Source organism: Maritalea sp. S77 (genome assembly GCF_049801075.1).
In the GTDB taxonomy this organism is placed as follows: domain Bacteria; phylum Pseudomonadota; class Alphaproteobacteria; order Rhizobiales; family Devosiaceae; genus Maritalea.
Map to the genome: position 1 here is coordinate 295228 of NZ_JBNAGG010000002.1, position 15807 is coordinate 311034.

The 15807-nt window shown below is 51.3% G+C and carries 16 protein-coding genes; 4 read left to right on the forward strand and 12 right to left on the reverse strand.

Going from position 1 to position 15807, the window contains the following annotated elements:
- Positions 1-22: 22 nt before the first annotated feature.
- Positions 23-1549, forward strand: a complete 1527-nt coding sequence (locus tag ACP15Y_RS09165; protein ID WP_424982761.1) for an RtcB family protein — start codon at positions 23-25, stop codon at positions 1547-1549.
- A gap of 102 nt (positions 1550-1651) precedes the next feature.
- Here the strand turns inward: ACP15Y_RS09165 and ACP15Y_RS09170 are convergent, their stop codons facing one another.
- From ACP15Y_RS09170 to ACP15Y_RS09195, 6 genes are all read right to left on the reverse strand, one after another.
- Complete coding sequence (locus ACP15Y_RS09170; protein ID WP_424982762.1) at positions 1652-2290, reverse strand: LysE family translocator; 639 nt, start codon at positions 2288-2290, stop codon at positions 1652-1654.
- 717 nt (positions 2291-3007) lie between these two features.
- Positions 3008-3904 (reverse strand): LysR family transcriptional regulator, encoded by an 897-nt coding sequence (locus ACP15Y_RS09175; RefSeq protein ID WP_424982763.1) that lies wholly within the window; start codon positions 3902-3904, stop codon positions 3008-3010.
- The gene (gene trxB / locus ACP15Y_RS09180) at positions 3904-4857 is read right to left on the reverse strand and encodes a thioredoxin-disulfide reductase (protein WP_424982764.1); all 954 of its coding nucleotides are present in this window, start codon (positions 4855-4857) and stop codon (positions 3904-3906) included. The genes ACP15Y_RS09175 and trxB overlap by 1 nt, the downstream gene beginning before the upstream one ends.
- A gap of 155 nt (positions 4858-5012) precedes the next feature.
- Complete coding sequence (gene greA / locus ACP15Y_RS09185; RefSeq protein ID WP_424982765.1) at positions 5013-5486, reverse strand: transcription elongation factor GreA; 474 nt, start codon at positions 5484-5486, stop codon at positions 5013-5015.
- A 230-nt stretch (positions 5487-5716) separates the two neighbouring features.
- On the reverse strand, positions 5717-5926 hold the full coding sequence (locus ACP15Y_RS09190) for a cold-shock protein (protein ID WP_424982766.1): 210 nt from the start codon (positions 5924-5926) through the stop codon (positions 5717-5719).
- A gap of 198 nt (positions 5927-6124) precedes the next feature.
- Positions 6125-6577, reverse strand: coding sequence for an RrF2 family transcriptional regulator (locus ACP15Y_RS09195; RefSeq protein ID WP_424982767.1), 453 nt, complete (start codon positions 6575-6577; stop codon positions 6125-6127).
- 101 nt (positions 6578-6678) lie between these two features.
- Between ACP15Y_RS09195 and ACP15Y_RS09200 the strand changes: the two genes are divergently transcribed.
- Positions 6679-7116 carry a group III truncated hemoglobin gene (locus tag ACP15Y_RS09200; RefSeq protein WP_424982768.1) on the forward strand — a complete coding sequence of 146 codons (438 nt, stop codon included), beginning with the start codon at positions 6679-6681 and terminating at the stop codon, positions 7114-7116.
- Positions 7113-7337, forward strand: a complete 225-nt coding sequence (locus ACP15Y_RS09205; RefSeq protein ID WP_424982769.1) for a hypothetical protein — start codon at positions 7113-7115, stop codon at positions 7335-7337. Before ACP15Y_RS09200 ends, ACP15Y_RS09205 begins: the two co-directional genes overlap by 4 nt.
- A 220-nt stretch (positions 7338-7557) precedes the next feature.
- Here the strand turns inward: ACP15Y_RS09205 and carB are convergent, their stop codons facing one another.
- From carB to ACP15Y_RS09225, 4 genes are all read right to left on the reverse strand, one after another.
- Positions 7558-10869, reverse strand: a complete 3312-nt coding sequence (gene carB, locus ACP15Y_RS09210; protein WP_424982770.1) for a carbamoyl-phosphate synthase large subunit — start codon at positions 10867-10869, stop codon at positions 7558-7560.
- A gap of 169 nt (positions 10870-11038) precedes the next feature.
- On the reverse strand, positions 11039-11950 hold the full coding sequence (locus ACP15Y_RS09215; RefSeq protein WP_424982771.1) for a DMT family transporter: 912 nt from the start codon (positions 11948-11950) through the stop codon (positions 11039-11041).
- A 5-nt stretch (positions 11951-11955) separates the two neighbouring features.
- Positions 11956-12552 carry a glutathione S-transferase N-terminal domain-containing protein gene (locus tag ACP15Y_RS09220; protein ID WP_424982772.1) on the reverse strand — a complete coding sequence of 199 codons (597 nt, stop codon included), beginning with the start codon at positions 12550-12552 and terminating at the stop codon, positions 11956-11958.
- Positions 12553-12580: 28 nt separating this feature from the next.
- On the reverse strand, positions 12581-13045 hold the full coding sequence (locus ACP15Y_RS09225; RefSeq protein ID WP_424982773.1) for a GNAT family N-acetyltransferase: 465 nt from the start codon (positions 13043-13045) through the stop codon (positions 12581-12583).
- Between the two features lie 110 nt (positions 13046-13155).
- Between ACP15Y_RS09225 and ACP15Y_RS09230 the strand changes: the two genes are divergently transcribed.
- Positions 13156-13611 carry a hypothetical protein gene (locus ACP15Y_RS09230; RefSeq protein WP_424982774.1) on the forward strand — a complete coding sequence of 152 codons (456 nt, stop codon included), beginning with the start codon at positions 13156-13158 and terminating at the stop codon, positions 13609-13611.
- Positions 13612-13753: 142 nt separating this feature from the next.
- Here ACP15Y_RS09230 and ACP15Y_RS09235 read toward each other — a convergent pair whose 3' ends face one another.
- On the reverse strand, positions 13754-14551 hold the full coding sequence (locus tag ACP15Y_RS09235) for a hypothetical protein (RefSeq protein WP_424982775.1): 798 nt from the start codon (positions 14549-14551) through the stop codon (positions 13754-13756).
- A 197-nt stretch (positions 14552-14748) separates the two neighbouring features.
- Positions 14749-15708 (reverse strand): GAF domain-containing protein, encoded by a 960-nt coding sequence (locus tag ACP15Y_RS09240; protein ID WP_133571545.1) that lies wholly within the window; start codon positions 15706-15708, stop codon positions 14749-14751.
- Between the last annotated feature and the right edge of the window lie 99 nt (positions 15709-15807).

Here is a 15807-nt window from a genome sequence, read left to right on the forward strand (position 1 = left end):
AGAGCAAGAAAGAAGGAAACGGGTGAATCCGCACCCGGAAGGAGCTGCGGCGCATACATGTTTGCGCCGCAGCTTTATTGAAATTGATACTGCACGTCACCCCAAAACGGGGAGCATTGATAGGAAAAGCGAAATGAAAAACTTAGCGATGGCATCGGTAACCGGTGAGGATTTGAAATTGTGGGGGCATAACCCCGGGCCACAATTTCCTAAGCTTTTGGCACAAGCAAACACAATGCGCGACGATGGTATGGACATGGATGCTATTAAAGCTGCTCTGCATGCTGAGATTCCCGCAAGTCCAAGAGTGATGGAGTTGCATGATGAGGGTGCGATTGAGCTTTTTGAAAGTTTGACGCCCACGGACGAAGACGAGCAAAATAATCTTGAGAAGGTGCGAGAAACCATGCGCGCTGTTTTGCGCACGCCCACAGTGGTGAGCGGCGCGATTTTGCCAGATGCTTGCCCGGCAGGACCAGTTGGTACCATCCCTGTCGGTGGCGTCGTCGCAGCGCGCAATGCCATTCACCCTGGTATGCACTCCGCTGATATATGTTGCTCGTTGATGATGAGCGATCTTGGAGATATCGATCCAATAAAAGTGTTGGACGCTGCTTCCGCTATTACGCACTTCGGCGCCGGTGGGCGGGCTCAAGGACAACGGTTCACCGTTTCACTAGACTTGCTAGACGCGTTTCGGACTAACCATTTCTTAAAAAATGCGAAAATCGTGCGCGCTGCGCAGGAGCATATGGGTACACAGGGTGATGGTAATCACTTCCTATTTGTCGGTCGCTCTCGGGTAACTGGGAGAACTGCGTTGATCACACATCACGGATCTCGGGGGCCAGGGGCGAAACTGTATAAGGCAGGGATGTTTGTTGCAGAAAAATTTAGGTGCAAATTATCACCTCAAACCTTGAAACAAAACGCTTGGATTCCTGCGGACACTGAAGAAGGGCAAGCCTATTGGGAGGCGCTGCAGCTGATCCGCAAGTGGACAAAATCCAATCATAACTCCATCCACCAAGCGACAATTGACGCTGCGGGGGGCAACGCCGGAGAAAGGTTTTGGAATGAACATAACTTTGTCTTTAAGCGTGATGATTTGTACTTGCATGGGAAAGGTGCCACGCCTGCATGGTTTGATTTTGCGAACGATGCAGATCCTGGTGGTCGTACGATTATTCCAATGAATATGGCTGAGCCTGTGTTGATCGTGCGTGGTACGGATGCAGATCGTTCCCTCGGGTTTAGCCCACATGGTGCGGGCAGAAACTGGTCGCGTACAGAGCATTTGCGCCGTCTTGGATCTAAGACGGCTGTGCAGGCCCTTGAAGAGGAGACGCAGGGACTTGATATCCGTTTTCACGGCGGTAAAGTTGATGCTTCCGAATTGCCGTCCAGTTATAAATCGGCCGCGACAGTAACTCAGCAGATCCAAGAATTCGGTTTGGCTGAAGTTGTTGATTGGATTGACCCGGTTGGGTCAATTATGGCCGGTGAAATGCCTAGATTCATCCGAAATCCCAAAGGAAGACGTCGCTAAATAGATTGTCTCTGTCAAGAGAGCTAGAGACAATTGCAACAAATTCAGAATGGCGGACTTTCGGCAGCGTCAGATTGTTTTTGCGAATTAATGCAGCTGGCCTTATGCAGTGGGCCGGAAGCTGGCGAGTTTTAGGCCGAAGCCGACAAAGACGATGCCGGTTATGCCTTTTAGCCAGCGTTGCACATTGCCGCCGCGGGCGAATTTTGACAGGCCGGAAAAGAGCAGGACCATGGCGCTGAACCAGATGGCGTTGATCATGGAATGAATGAAGACCAACAAAAATGATGTGGCGATGGCGGTTTCTCCCGGGCTTATAAATTGCGGGAAGGCCGCCAAATAGAACATGGACACTTTGGGGTTTAGTGCATTGGTGAGCACACCTTCCCAAAATGCCTTGAACAGCGTGCGCTTGCGTTTTGCCGGGTTCACTTCGGGTGTAGGCTGGACGCCCTTATAGGCCGCCCAGAGGGCTTTTATGCCGATCCAACACAGATAGGCTGCGCCAACATATTTGATGATTGTGAAAGCCACGGCTGAATTCACCAAAATGATCGAAATGCCGAGTATGGACAGTGCGCCATGCAAATAGAAGGCGACCAGAAAACCTAGTACATTGGCAAAGCCCGCAGCGCGACCCGAGGTGGGTACGGTTTTGGCGATTAGCACACCGTTTGGGCCGGGGGAGATAACAAGCAGGCTTGCGACAAACGCAAAGGTTAGAATCTCAGACCACAGCATCGGCTTCACCCCTCTTATGATTATCATTGGACATAGCATGCAGTTTGTCTGTGCGCCAAGTGCGGCACAAAAAAAGGCCCCGTCGCAATGACGAGGCCTTAAAAGTTTTCAGCAAACATCGAGGGAGGAGGGACAATGTTTGCTTGCTCTGAAGAGTTTCACCCGTTGGGAGGAGGTACGTGCTCAACTCTTATGGTGAGGATATGTTCCATCGTGGGCCGATTTACAAGAGGCGAACGCGCATATGAGCCGTGCGCTTTTCGCATGGGTGCGACTGGGCAAAAAAAAGACCTCGCCGGGAGGAGGTGGCGAGGTCTTTGAATAAGTTGGGCAGACATCGAGGGAGGAGGGACGGTGTCTGCCTAAAAACGATCTGACAACTTGGGAGGAGGAGGACGTTGTCATCACGTTATGACCCCTATATGGCGCATAGGACTGATTTTGCCAATAGGGTTCGGCGCATATGGGGTATGCGCAAAATGCATGGCTGCTCGCGGGCGTGATTTTGGCAAAAAAAAGCCCCATCCGAAGATGGGGCTAAAGAATTCAAGAGGAAACCTCTTACAAGGAGGGAATAGCGACAAAGTTGAGGGAGGAGGAACAACTTTGTGTGTCGCTTTTCTTGAGGCGCGTTATGCACAGAGCGCGTTTGTTTAGCAATTGTTAATTGCGCATATCAGCTATGCGTTTCGCGCATATGTTAATTTGAGGGCTGCATTAGAAGGCCCAGTCGCGCGCTTTGGACACCAAAAAGTCGCGGAATACGCCGACGCGTTTTGATGCTTTCAAAGCCGGTGGATAAACAAAATATGTTTCAAATTCAGGGGTTTCTACATCATCGAGCACTTGTACCAGGCTCGGTTCGCCCTCGGTGATATAGTCTGGCAGCATGGCGATGCCGATGCCTTCGCGGGCAGCTTGCATCATGCCGTAAATCGCGTTGACGCGCAAAATGGGTTGGCGCGGATTGTTCTCTGGTCGACCCAAACGTTCCAGATAATTCACGTCGCCTAAATATTCCGGGCTGGGATTCCCAAAGGTCACAATGCGGTGATTGTCCAAGTCCTCAACACATTTTGGGATGCCAAACTTTTCCAAATAGGATGTGGAGGCATAAAGGTGGAAGTGCACCGTGAACAATTTGCGCTGAATGAGTTCAGATTGATTTGGACGGTGCAGGCGAATGGCGACATCCGCCTCACGCATAGCTAAGTCCAATTCGGAATCATTCAATTTGATTTCAAGCTGGATGGTTGGATAGCGATCCAAAAATTCGTCAATACGCGAGGTGAGCCATGTGGAGCCGAAGCCCACGGTGGTGGTGACCAAAAGTGGGCCGGACGGCATGTCCTGACTTTCGGTCATCTGCGCTTCAACGGATTGCAATTCCCAAGCCATACGGTGGGCGGTGCGGAACAATTGCTCGCCCACCTCTGTCATCACCAGCCCGCGGGCATGACGAATAAACAGCTTAAGGCCAAGGCTATCCTCCAAGGAGGAGATTTGACGGGATACCGCCGACTGGCTCATGCCCAAACGCTCCCCCGCATGGGTGAAGCTGCCTGCTTCGGCGACGACATGAAAAACCCGTAGGCGGTCCCAATCAATAGCCATTATTCAGCGGCCTCGGCAACTTCCTGCTCTGCCAAGAATTTCTCGGCTTCCAAGGCGGCCATGCAGCCCATGCCTGCAGCGGTAACGGCTTGACGATAGATGTCGTCGGTTACGTCGCCAGCAGCATAAACGCCGGGAATGTTGGTGGCTGTGCTGTCTGGTGCGGTGACCAAATAGCCGCCGTGTTTCATCTCCAACTTGCCTTCAAACAAGTTGGTGGCTGGGGCGTGGCCAATGGCAATAAAGACGCCATCAACATCCATTTCAGTGACTTCGCCAGTGTTACGATTTTTGATGCGGGCACCCGTTACGGACTTTGGAATGCCCTCAGTGCCTGTCACTTCTTCAAGCTCGCTGTCCCAAAGGACTTCAATTTTCTCGTTCTTGAACAAGCGTTGCTGCAAAATCTTTTCCGCGCGGAAAGAATCGCGGCGGTGTACAACGGTTACCTTAGATGCAAAGTTGGTGAGGAAGAGCGCCTCTTCAACAGCAGTGTTGCCGCCGCCAACCACGATCACATGTTTGTCGCGGTAGAAAAAGCCATCGCAGGTGGCGCAAGCTGAAACGCCAAAGCCTTGGAAGGCTTGTTCGGACGGAATGCCCAGCCATTTGGCTTGTGCGCCTGTGGCGATGATCAATGAATCACAAGTGTAAATGGTGCCGCTATCACCGGTGAGGGTGAAGGGGGGCTTTTCCAGATCCACATTCACGATTGTGTCGGTGACATTTTTTGTGCCCATCGCTTCGGCTTGAGCTTTCATTTGTTCCATCAGCCAAGGGCCTTGGATCATTTCAGCAAAACCGGGATAGTTTTCAACTTCAGTCGTGATGGTGAGCTGGCCACCGGGCTGGATGCCCTGAATCACAACGGGTTCAAGCATGGCGCGGGCCGCATAAATAGCTGCAGAATAGCCTGCTGGGCCGGAGCCGATGATCATGACGGGAGCGTGCATATGCGCAACCTTCTCTTCGCGAATTAATGTTGGTTATAGTTTAGGTATCGGCGTGGCCAGTTGCAAGCAGCGGCGAGGCAGCATGCACAAAAAGAGAAAAGAAAACCCCGGCTTTCGGGAAAGCCGGGGCAATATGTCTCACGATGCGTGAAAGATTAGATGTATTTCACTTCAAGAATCTCATAGGCGCGCGATCCACCAGGGGCTGTCACTTCAATGCTGTCGCCTACTTCCTTGCCGATCAGGGCACGGGAGATAGGAGAGGAGATTGAGATTCGCCCAGCGCTGGCATCCGCTTCCGGATCGCCCACAATCTGGTAGGTTTTTTCTTCTTCTGTGTCTTCGTCGATCAATAGAACGGTAGCACCGAATTTAATCGTGTCGCCGCCCAGCTTTGACACATCAATGACATCTGCAAGCGTTAGGATGCTCTCAAGCTCCTGAATGCGTCCCTCATTGAGGCTTTGTTGTTCTTTGGCCGCGTGATATTCGGCGTTTTCTGACAAGTCACCATGGGCGCGCGCTTCAGAAATATCTTGGATGATGCGCGGGCGTTCAACTGACAAACGATTGTCCAGTTCTTCGCGCAAGGCCTGGTGACCGGAAACGGTCATGGGGATTTTGTCCATAAAGCTCACATCCTTTTAGTTGCGCTTACACAAAACTTGTTCTGGCCGGGCAAGCCCGACCAAACTGGTCTGTTGCAAACGGTCGCTAAACGAAAAATCGGCCCCTTCATGTGGAGCCGCATTACATAATCATGATTTATAATCGCGACTGGCTTTTGGCAAGTCGCGACCATATTTGGTGTTGCCACCCTAATCAGTCAATGGTGGCACAAATCTGGCAAATTGCCAAATTATACAGCAGCTAGCTCACCAGCTGATGATTTGCCTGAACGCTTGTCCTGCAAAATCTCGTAAGAGATTTTTTGGCCTTCGTCCAACTGGGCCATACCTGCTTTTTGAACAGCTGAAATGTGTACAAACACATCGTTGCCGCCATCGTCAGGTTGAATGAAGCCATAGCCTTTTTGGGTGTTGAACCATTTAACGGTACCTTGAGGCATATTGTATTCCTTTCGCGAATTTAGTGCCAGTTTCCCCAATGCATCGATTGCACCAGGGCTGTAATCGATGTTGGTAGAAACGGTGTTGTTCGCGGAGGTAGCTCCGGCCAGGTCGTTCGGCCAATAGTCGATTTTTGAACGTTAAGATTTATTTGTGACATTTTCAAGTCAAAATAGAATGGGTATGCGAATAAAATTTTACAAGCTTTCGGATATAATCCTATTCTTAAGTAATGGTGATGATTGATTTTTGTTTTTCAAAATATCGCCAAGCGTTTTATCGTTTAGCACATCGAAAAACGCACTTCGGGCGGAAGTAAATAGCCCAGTCAACTCACAATAACCTGCGAATTCGCAAGCGCAATTCCCTCGATCAAGACATTCGACCAGCGAGAAATTTGGTTCAGAGATGCGGATCAATTCTGCAATTGTTTTTTCGTGCGCGTCTTCACTTAAGCTGATGCCGCCAGATTTGCCGCGCGAAGTGTGCAAAATTTCGTTTTTCGCCAGATGATGTACGATTTTGGTGAGGTGGTTTCGCTTGATCCGCAAGATTGCGGCCACTTGCGATATCGTCATCTTATTGGGGGCGACCATGCCCAGCAACATAAGCAGGCGAAGGCTATAATCAGTTTGCGACGTTAGATGCACAAATTGTCTCACTTTGTCGATTTGGCCAATTTCTAGGTTGCGTTTTTGGCCTGATGTTGTAAAGATGCATTTAATATACATCTTTTGAAAAGGCGTTTCAAATGAGTTTTGCGGAAGTGCACCGGGAAAATTATCGCCGACAGGTGCAGGCTTACGGCATTGATGCGGATTTCGTCTCTGAAATGGTGGATGGATTTTACACCAAGGTGCGCAATGATTCTGAATTGGGACCGATTTTTGATCAGGTGATTCAAGATCAATGGGGGCCCCACTTGGTGAAGATGAAGCAGTTTTGGCGCGCAATTGCGCTAAAAACAGGCGAATATCATGGTCGGCCTATGCCGGCACATCTCAAGCTGAAAAACGTTACCAAACAGCACTTCGATATTTGGTTGCGGTTGTTTGATGAAAATTTGGAAGAAGTGGCACCAAGCCCGGAAGCAAAAGCCTTTTTTCAAGACCGCGCCCGCAACATTGCCCGCAGCTTGATGATGGGCATGTTTTTTGACCCAGAAGCGGAGTTGGGAGCGAAGTCATGATGTATGTCGTTTATGCCTTTATGGGGCTTACGGTTTTAATGATGGGCATTTTTATTGTTGTGGTGTTTTCGGAACGCAAACACTTTGCTGAGCCACAAATTGCGCTAAGCCGCGACCCTGTTGGTCGACAGTTTATTCTGGCTGCAAAAACTGGATTCTGGTTTTGGAAAGCTATTTTGGTGGTGGTCACACTGCTTTACATTTTTGGAGTATTCGGATGAAAAGCCAATCACTATTTCACCGTTTTCTCCTCTTGGCTCCATGGCTGTTGCTATGGGGATTTGCGCCCATGCCGCTCTATATTTGGGCATGGATAGCACTGACAGGCGCCCTACAAGGGGCTTAGCCCCAAGATCTCACGCCGTTGGTTTTGTGCGCGCAAAAAAGTGGGCAGCCTATTGGTCGGGCTGCCCACTCACATTTTCGGTGCAGTTAAACGCGTTAAGCTGCAAAAAAGTCCTGCACGGAAGTGACCTTCACATTGTCAGTTGAATAGGCGACGATGCCTTCAACCGCTGCAATCGCCCCTGCAATTGTTGTGTAATAGGGGATCTTATTGAGTAGGGCTGTCCGGCGCAGATCTCGGCTGTCACGCAATGCCTGTGCGCCCTCTGTCGTGTTGATCACCAATTGCACTTCACCATTTTTCATGGCGTCGACAATATGCGGACGGCCTTCAAGCACCTTGTTGACCTTTTCACAGCCAATGCCGTTTTCGGTGAGGAACCGCTTGGTGCCGCTGGTGGCGATGACTTTAAAGCCAACTTCTTCAAGCTTTTTGATGGAGCTAAGAATTGCTGCTTTGTCTTGATCGCGAACGGAAACGAACACGGTGCCAGACTTGGGCACCTTTGTGCCGCCGCCGAGCTGGCTTTTCGCGAAGGCGATGGCGTAATCATTGTCCATGCCGATGACTTCACCTGTTGAGCGCATTTCTGGGCCCAACACTGTGTCCACACCCGGGAAGCGTGCAAATGGGAATACCGCTTCTTTTACAGCGATATGCTTGAGCTTGCGCTCTGTCAGGTTGAAGCTGGCGAGGCTTTCGCCAGCCATGATGCGTGACGCGATGGCTGCAACAGGATAGCCGATCACTTTCGCCACAAAAGGCACCGTGCGCGAGGCGCGTGGGTTTACTTCCAACACATAAAGCTGGCCGTCTTTGAGGGCGTATTGCACGTTCATCAAGCCACCCACGCCAAGCGCCAGTGCCAGATCTTTGGTTTGGCGTTTGATTTCGGCAATGGTTTTCTCGTCCAGCGAGCGCGGCGGCAAGGTGCAAGCACTGTCGCCAGAGTGAACGCCAGCTTCTTCAATATGCTCCATGATGCCTGCAACAAACACATCTTTGCCGTCGCAAAGCGCATCCACATCAATTTCGATGGCGCCGCCCAAATAGCTATCAAACAACAAGGGGCCTTCTGCCAACACAGAGTTGATTTGGCCGGTTTTGTCGTTTGGATATTTTTGGCGAATATGCGGGGGCACCAACTCAGTTAGGGTGCCTTGCACATAATCTTCAAATTCATCTGAATTGTGCGCAATGACCATGGCCCGGCCACCCAACACGTTGGATGGGCGAATAACCAGCGGATAAGAAATGTTTTCCGCCACGATCCGCGCTTGCTCCAGCGAGTGGGCAATGCCGTTTGAAGGTTGGGTCAATTCGAGGTCATTCAATAGTTTTTTGAACTGGTCCCGATCTTCCGCCAAATCAATCATTTCAGGCTGAGTGCCAAGAATTGGGAAGCCTGCGCGTTTAATGTCGTTCGCGAGGCCCAGCGGCGTTTGGCCACCAAATTGAACGATCACGCCAGCCAAAGTGCCTTTAGATTGTTCAGTGCGGAGAATTTCCAGCACATCTTCTTTGGTCAGCGGCTCAAAGTAGAGGCGGTCAGATGTGTCATAGTCGGTGGAAACCGTTTCCGGGTTACAATTGACCATGATGGTTTCGTAGCCCGCATCCGCACAAGCGAATGAGGCATGACAGCAACAATAGTCAAACTCGATGCCTTGGCCGATCCGGTTTGGGCCACCGCCCAGAATGACGATCTTTTTGCGGTCGCTTGGCTCGGCTTCGTTCACCAATTCGCCTGCAAAAGGTGTCTCATATGTAGAGTACATATAGGCGGTCGGCGAAGCGAATTCGGCGGCGCATGTGTCGATGCGCTTGTAAACCGGGTGGATATCCATTTCGTCGCGGATGGCTTTGATTTCGCGTGGCTTTTTGCCAGATAGGTCTGCCAAGCGCGCATCTGAGAAGCCCATGCTTTTCAGCTTGCGCATTAAGGTCGCAGATTCGGGCAGCCCGTATGCTTTGACCTTTTCTTCCATCTCAACGATGCCGCGAATTTGCTCAAGCACCCATGGGTCGATGGCGCAGGCGCGGAAGATAAACTCATCGTCAAAGCCCAAGCGCATGGCTTGTGCCACCACCAAAATACGATCTGGTGTTGGGGTGCCCAAAGCGGCACGCACGGCGTTTTTGTCGTCGCCAGAGCCTAGGCCTTTAATGTCGATTTCGTTGAAGCCAGATAGGCCAGTTTCCAAAGAGCGCAATGCTTTTTGGAAGCTTTCTTGGAAGGTGCGGCCAATGGCCATGGCTTCACCCACAGATTTCATGGCTGTGGTGAGGCGACGGTCTGAACCAGGGAATTTTTCGAATGCGAAGCGTGGAATTTTGGTGACCACATAATCGATGCTTGGTTCGAAGCTGGCCGGGGTTGCGCCGCCTGTAATGTCGTTTTCAAGCTCGTCCAACGTGTAGCCAACCGCCAAACGTGCGGCGACTTTCGCGATGGGGAAGCCAGTTGCTTTCGATGCCAAAGCAGATGAACGCGACACGCGTGGGTTCATTTCGATCACGATCAAACGGCCATCGGCAGGGTTCACCGCAAACTGCACATTTGAGCCGCCAGTTTCCACACCAATTTCGCGCAGGACGGCCAATGAGGCGTCGCGCATGATTTGGTATTCTTTATCTGTCAATGTGAGCGCCGGGGCCACGGTGATGCTATCGCCTGTGTGCACGCCCATTGGGTCGATGTTTTCGATCGAACAGATGATGATGCAATTGTCCTTTTTATCGCGGACAACTTCCATCTCATATTCTTTCCAGCCGATGATGCTTTCTTCCACCAACACTTCGTTGGTTGGGGAGGCGTCAATACCCGCTTCAATGATGGAGAGATATTCTTCGCGGTTATAAGCCACACCGCCGCCTGTGCCGCCCATGGTGAAGGATGGGCGAATAATTGCTGGCAAGCCAACAAATTCGAGCGCTTCCAACGCTTCTGTGATGTTGTGGGCCAACATAGATTTGGCTGTTTCCAACCCAATTTTATCCATAGCGGCGCGGAACAATTCGCGGTCTTCCGCTTTGTCGATGGCTTCAGCCGTCGCGCCGATCATCTCCACATTATATTTTTCTAACACGCCCATTTTGCGCAAAGACAAGGCGCAGTTCAGTGCAGTTTGGCCACCCATCGTTGGCAGAATCGCATCGGGGCGTTCTTTCTCGATGATTTTGGCCACCACTTCGGGGGTGATTGGCTCCATATAGGTGGCATCTGCCATGTCCGGATCGGTCATGATGGTGGCTGGGTTGGAGTTGACCAAAATAATGCGGTATCCCTCCGCCTTTAGGGCCTTACAGGCCTGTGTGCCTGAATAGTCAAATTCGCAGGCCTGACCAATAATAATGGGTCCGGCACCGACAATAAGAATGGAGGAGATATCTTCACGTTTTGGCATAGCATCACTCGGCATCATGCAGCGCTTTGGCTTGCAAGGGTCCAAAGCGCCGGGTTGCGATTCATAAATATGTGGCTAAGCGGGCGTTTTAGGCGCAAAATTACAAAAGGGAAACCCCTATAGCCGAGAAAAATCTAAATAATTTAACTTTTGACCAGCTTGCCACAATTTAGCTTGGGCGGGGACCCGCTGTCGGTGGTGGTGCAATCGGCTTTTTACGCAGGATCATATCCTTTGATGCAATCAAGGCGCCGACGGTGATCAGCACACATGCACCACCGATGGCCCACGAAAATTCGCCCATGCCAAAGCCAATCAGGATCAGGGTTGAAAGGAGCGGGGCGAGATAGGCGCCAGCGCCAAGCAATTGAATGTCGCCTTTCTTCATGCCCAAATCCCAGGTGTAAAACGCGATGCCCAAAGGGCCCACGCCAAGGGCGAGCACAGCAAGCCATTGTCCAAGATCGGCGGGCCAAACGGTTTGCTCCCATAAGAGATGGCAGATCAGCGCGAGGAAAGCTGTGGCGGAGCAAAAGCCAGAAACGGCATTTGTGGGCACGTGCGCCACCCGTCGAGACAATACAGAATAGCTCGACCAAGTGAGCGCGCCGCAAATGCCGATGGCGTAGCCAAAGGCATATTGCGGGTCGACTTCGATGCCACGGCCTTTGGTGACGATAAGCACCGCGCCGCCGAGGCCCAACAATGCCCCTAATATATGATGCGGTTTAAGCTTTTCGCCCGGCAACAGCGCAGAAAACAGGACGATTAGCAGGGGCCATAGATAATTGATTAGGCCCGCATCTACAGGTGGGGCGTTGCGCAGCGAAGTGAAATAGAAAAAGTGATAGCCAAACAGTCCGCCAATGCCGAGCAGCCACACCAAAGCGGGTTGTTTAAGCTGTTGGACGGCTTGGGGATGTTTGACCCATCGCACCATGCCCACCAGCGCGCCGATGGCAAAGGCCATGGCTGACAATTGAAAGGGCGGGACTTGTCCGCTGGCAGCGGTGAACAGGGCCAAAAATGACCAGTTCAAAATGGATGTCGCACCAATCAATGTCGCCTGATTGCGGGTCATCGCGTTTACTTCGGCAAGGTGGCTTGCATGGAGGGGCGTTGATTGAACGCTTCATACCATTCGCGCAGATAAGGATAAGGTGCGAGCCAATCATGTTTGCTGAGGCGAAACTCTAAATAGCCGATGGCGCAGCTCAATGCGATTTGCGCGGCAGAGATGTCGCCTTCAATTTTGTCCAGCTCGTTTTGACCTTGGGACAAGGCCCGATCAATGGCGCAGCCCCAGCGTTGCTGCCATTGCTCTGAATGTTGCTGTTCTGGTTTGCGCAAATCTACCACAATGTTGAGGGCGCTATCCAATAGGCCATCGAACAATGCCTCATGGCGGCGCATGGCCCAATGGACTTCGCCTTCTTTCGGCATGAGGCGTGGGCCTTCGCCCAATTCATCGAAATAGGCACAGATCACCGGGCTGTCGAACAAGGTTTTGTTTTCGCCGTAGATCAAGCAGGGAATTTTGCCTAGTGGATTGAGATGATTCAGCTTTTCTGGCTCATCAAGCGGGCTAACATGCACTTCTTCGATGCCCATAATCCCTTTTTCAAGCGCTGTGACGCGGCATTTGCGGGCATAGGGTGAAGCGTGGGAGACCAAAAGTTTCATCAACTCAATCCTTTAAAATAAAGCGCAATCAGAGCGACAATTTAAAACCTTCATGCGAGCGATCAAAGCCCAAGCGTTCATAAAAGCGGTGGGCATCTGGGCGATTTTTTGACGAGGTGAGCTGCACCATGCCAGCGCCTTTTGATTTGGCGAAGGCGATGGCCCATTCGATCATTTCACCGCCTAAGCCTTTGCCACGATGATCTGCGCGGATGTGCACCCCTTCCAACTGGGCACGCATGCGACCGCGGCCCGCCAAGCCTTGCAACAAATTGATCTGCATACAGCCCACTTTTTCACCTGCCAATTCTGCGATGAAAAACAGATTGTTCGGGTCTTGCTCTATCAGGTCGAATGCGCGCTGATAGTCATCATTCTGGGCGTCCTCTGCATCATCAATATTGGTGCGCCCGGGGGCATTGCCGCCGATGGAGAGGGCCAAAATTGTTGTAATATCGTCACGAATGGCGGGGCGAATGGATAGCTGCGGCATGGAAAGACCTGAATTGGCTTGTGGGCAGGGTTGAGTTCAATAAAGTGGTAATCGAAGTTGCGGGCAATCGCAATGGATATGGCCATTTTGCATTGAACAGGAGCGGCGGCATGAAGGTGCAAAAGATTGAGGCATTTAAAGCTATTTGCGCGGTGAACGAGGCGACCATTTCAACCATTCCGGAAAAAGCGGAACAGGCAAATGCGTTGATCGCGGATGCAGTGGCGCGGTTTGGACTGCAAGTGGTTGGGCCGACCGTGTTTCAATATACAAATATGTCTCAAGATATGAGCATACCTTTCACCCTGACCATTGCATTGCCGATCGCCAATGCGGAAGCCTATGAAGGTGATCTGACCATTCATACCTATGAACAGATTTCGGCAGTGACCAGCCATTATACGGGACCGATTAAAGATTTGTCCGCGAAGGGGTATGACCCGATGATGGGCTATATCAAACAAAATGGCCTCACCATGATCGATGATTGCCGCGAAGTATATCATCGTTGGGACGGACCAGATGCCGACACTAACGATATTGAGCTGCAGATTGGTGTGGAGTGAAATTTATGCCTCAGACTGTCTCAGATTTGAGACTCGGGGGGTGGAAAAGCAGGTTTTGGTGTAGAGGTGAGAGCAATGGCAGCTTTGCGGATAAAGCTGCCGTTCGCTTTCGAAAAATCTATGACCGCTTTCAGACGAATGGTTAAATGCGGTCGATTTTTGACAGAGTGACACGGTCGTTATTGCGAAATTCAAACACCTCAGTCAGAACAGTCTTGTCGCCCTTTGGAATTCGCACTAGTGGCTTCATGATCCTATCCGCGAACGGAACCAATGCAGGAAAAAGCTCTACGTCGTCTAGATTTTCATATGTTGTGCCTGCGAGGGGAGGCCATTGATCCAATCCTCTAGCCAAAAGACGAAATGGTTTCACATTCCGTAACAGTGGGCGGTTTGGGACCTTCACATCTATGAACGCTTGAAACTCGCAGTCAACCGGGAATACTGGCCCACCGTCTTTGTTGCGACCAGAGCTAATGAGAAGCCCTTTAGTTACCCTATTGCCTTGCCTTGGTGATGAAATTTTCATCTCTCTGAAAGGAGAGCTGTCGGGTAGATTGCTTTTAAGACTTTTCTGAACAGAAATATCTATGTTGATTACGTGGTTTTCTAGCGGAATAACCCAAACGCCACGCTCCTCATCCCAGACCGGATGATTGACATCGCACCCAACAGCTGCTTCGTGTGGGGTAGATGACCCATTGTGGCCACCACTCAGTTCCTCAAGCCGGTACATTTCACCCTTGTATTCAAACTCCATGTAAGGCTTTTCAAAAAACGCCCCTATGGAGGGGATTTCCTTTACCAATATTTGAAGAGACATTTGTGGCCCCCAGATCGAATAGTTACAATTATGGCGCGGACGAGCTGAATATAGCCGAATCTCAAATGCATGGAAAGCTTCGCAAGCATCTTGCAAGGCGTATGGCAAAAACGCCATTGATACCCCCCTGATCAAAACGGTCGTTTTTGGCTCGATCGATCGCTTCACGGAAACCGTTGAAAAATATTGTGCTACAAACCCTTGGCATAACACAGTTTGGTTATACCAAGGATTTGTCCGCCCTTTAGTGCCAGACATTAATGCGCAACGAAGCAACCGGCACTAAGGGCTCAAAGTAGACATCCGAGTGCTACTTAATTACTCGTTAGCCCCAACTTTTGCATGCGGCGGTACATGGTGGCGCGGCTGATGCCTAGGTCTTTGGCGGCGAGGGAGACGTTGCCTTTGGTACGGGCGAGGGCGCGGCGGAATTCTGACTTTTCGGCGCTTTGCAGATTGGTGCGGGCGTCGCTGGTGTGCACAATGTCGCTAATGGGCGTTGGGTCGGCCAGCATGGCCTGATCAACGCCGAAGGCGCGGCGGGCGTGACGGTTGGCGCCGATGACGAGATCGTCCTGATCGACCGCGAACAGCGCTGTGGCGGACAAATCTTCGGTTGGGGCGATGATGACGCGGGCGTCTTTATAGGTGGCGCGGAAATAGTCTTGCTCGATGCGTTGGGCCGTGTCGGCCACCACTTTGCCGAATACATGGGCGATGCCGCTTGTCATGTCGTTGCGGCAGCTTGAGATGTCGAGCACCGCGATCATTTTGCCTTCATTGTCAAAGACAGGCGCACCCATGCAGCTCATCATGGTGTTTTGGCTTTTGAAATGTTGGTCGCGGTGGATAACCACCGGGCGTTGCTCTGCCGCGCAGGTGCCGATGCCGTTGGTGCCTTGGTTGGCTTCGCTCCAAATGGCGCCTTTGGTGAGCCCCCACTGGTTGAACATCATATCGTCGCCTGCTTGGGAGTGGGCATTGAGGATAACCCCATCCATATCTGACAGAACAACGCAGCAGCCTGATTGGCTGACGGTTTGAAACAGCTTTTCAAGGGTAGGACGGGCCACATGCATCAGAAAGTCGAGCTGGCCAAGGGCTTCGCCCAATTGGGTGCTGGAGACTTGCTCAGCACGCAATCTTTGTTCTGGCGTTAGGCCATAATGCAGCATGGACCGACGCCAAGATGCAGCCAAGCTGGATTGTGTGGCGTTATGATCTTTTTCGACAATTGAACGGACATATTCCGCATGTGAACGCGATGTTGCCATTACCAAAGTCCTCCCACGGGAAGATTAGCAGAAGAGTGTGACCCGCAATAGGGGGGTAAATGCCGTGTCGTGCCGTTTAGGGCGATTTGCGGCCCGATC

Coding starts and splice junctions, on each gene's coding strand:
- ACP15Y_RS09170 (WP_424982762.1), bottom strand. CDS start 2,290: ATGCTGTGGTCTGAGATTCTAACCTTTGCGTTTGTCGCAAGCCTGCTT.
- ACP15Y_RS09175 (WP_424982763.1), bottom strand. CDS start 3,904: ATGGCTATTGATTGGGACCGCCTACGGGTTTTTCATGTCGTCGCCGAA.
- trxB (WP_424982764.1), bottom strand. CDS start 4,857: ATGCACGCTCCCGTCATGATCATCGGCTCCGGCCCAGCAGGCTATTCT.
- greA (WP_424982765.1), bottom strand. CDS start 5,486: ATGGACAAAATCCCCATGACCGTTTCCGGTCACCAGGCCTTGCGCGAA.
- ACP15Y_RS09190 (WP_424982766.1), bottom strand. CDS start 5,926: ATGCCTCAAGGTACCGTTAAATGGTTCAACACCCAAAAAGGCTATGGC.
- ACP15Y_RS09200 (WP_424982768.1), top strand. CDS start 6,679: ATGAGTTTTGCGGAAGTGCACCGGGAAAATTATCGCCGACAGGTGCAG.
- ACP15Y_RS09205 (WP_424982769.1), top strand. CDS start 7,113: ATGATGTATGTCGTTTATGCCTTTATGGGGCTTACGGTTTTAATGATG.
- carB (WP_424982770.1), bottom strand. CDS start 10,869: ATGCCAAAACGTGAAGATATCTCCTCCATTCTTATTGTCGGTGCCGGA.
- ACP15Y_RS09215 (WP_424982771.1), bottom strand. CDS start 11,950: ATGACCCGCAATCAGGCGACATTGATTGGTGCGACATCCATTTTGAAC.
- ACP15Y_RS09220 (WP_424982772.1), bottom strand. CDS start 12,552: ATGAAACTTTTGGTCTCCCACGCTTCACCCTATGCCCGCAAATGCCGC.
- ACP15Y_RS09225 (WP_424982773.1), bottom strand. CDS start 13,045: ATGCCGCAGCTATCCATTCGCCCCGCCATTCGTGACGATATTACAACA.
- ACP15Y_RS09230 (WP_424982774.1), top strand. CDS start 13,156: ATGAAGGTGCAAAAGATTGAGGCATTTAAAGCTATTTGCGCGGTGAAC.
- ACP15Y_RS09235 (WP_424982775.1), bottom strand. CDS start 14,551: ATGGCGTTTTTGCCATACGCCTTGCAAGATGCTTGCGAAGCTTTCCAT.
- ACP15Y_RS09240 (WP_133571545.1), bottom strand. CDS start 15,708: ATGGCAACATCGCGTTCACATGCGGAATATGTCCGTTCAATTGTCGAA.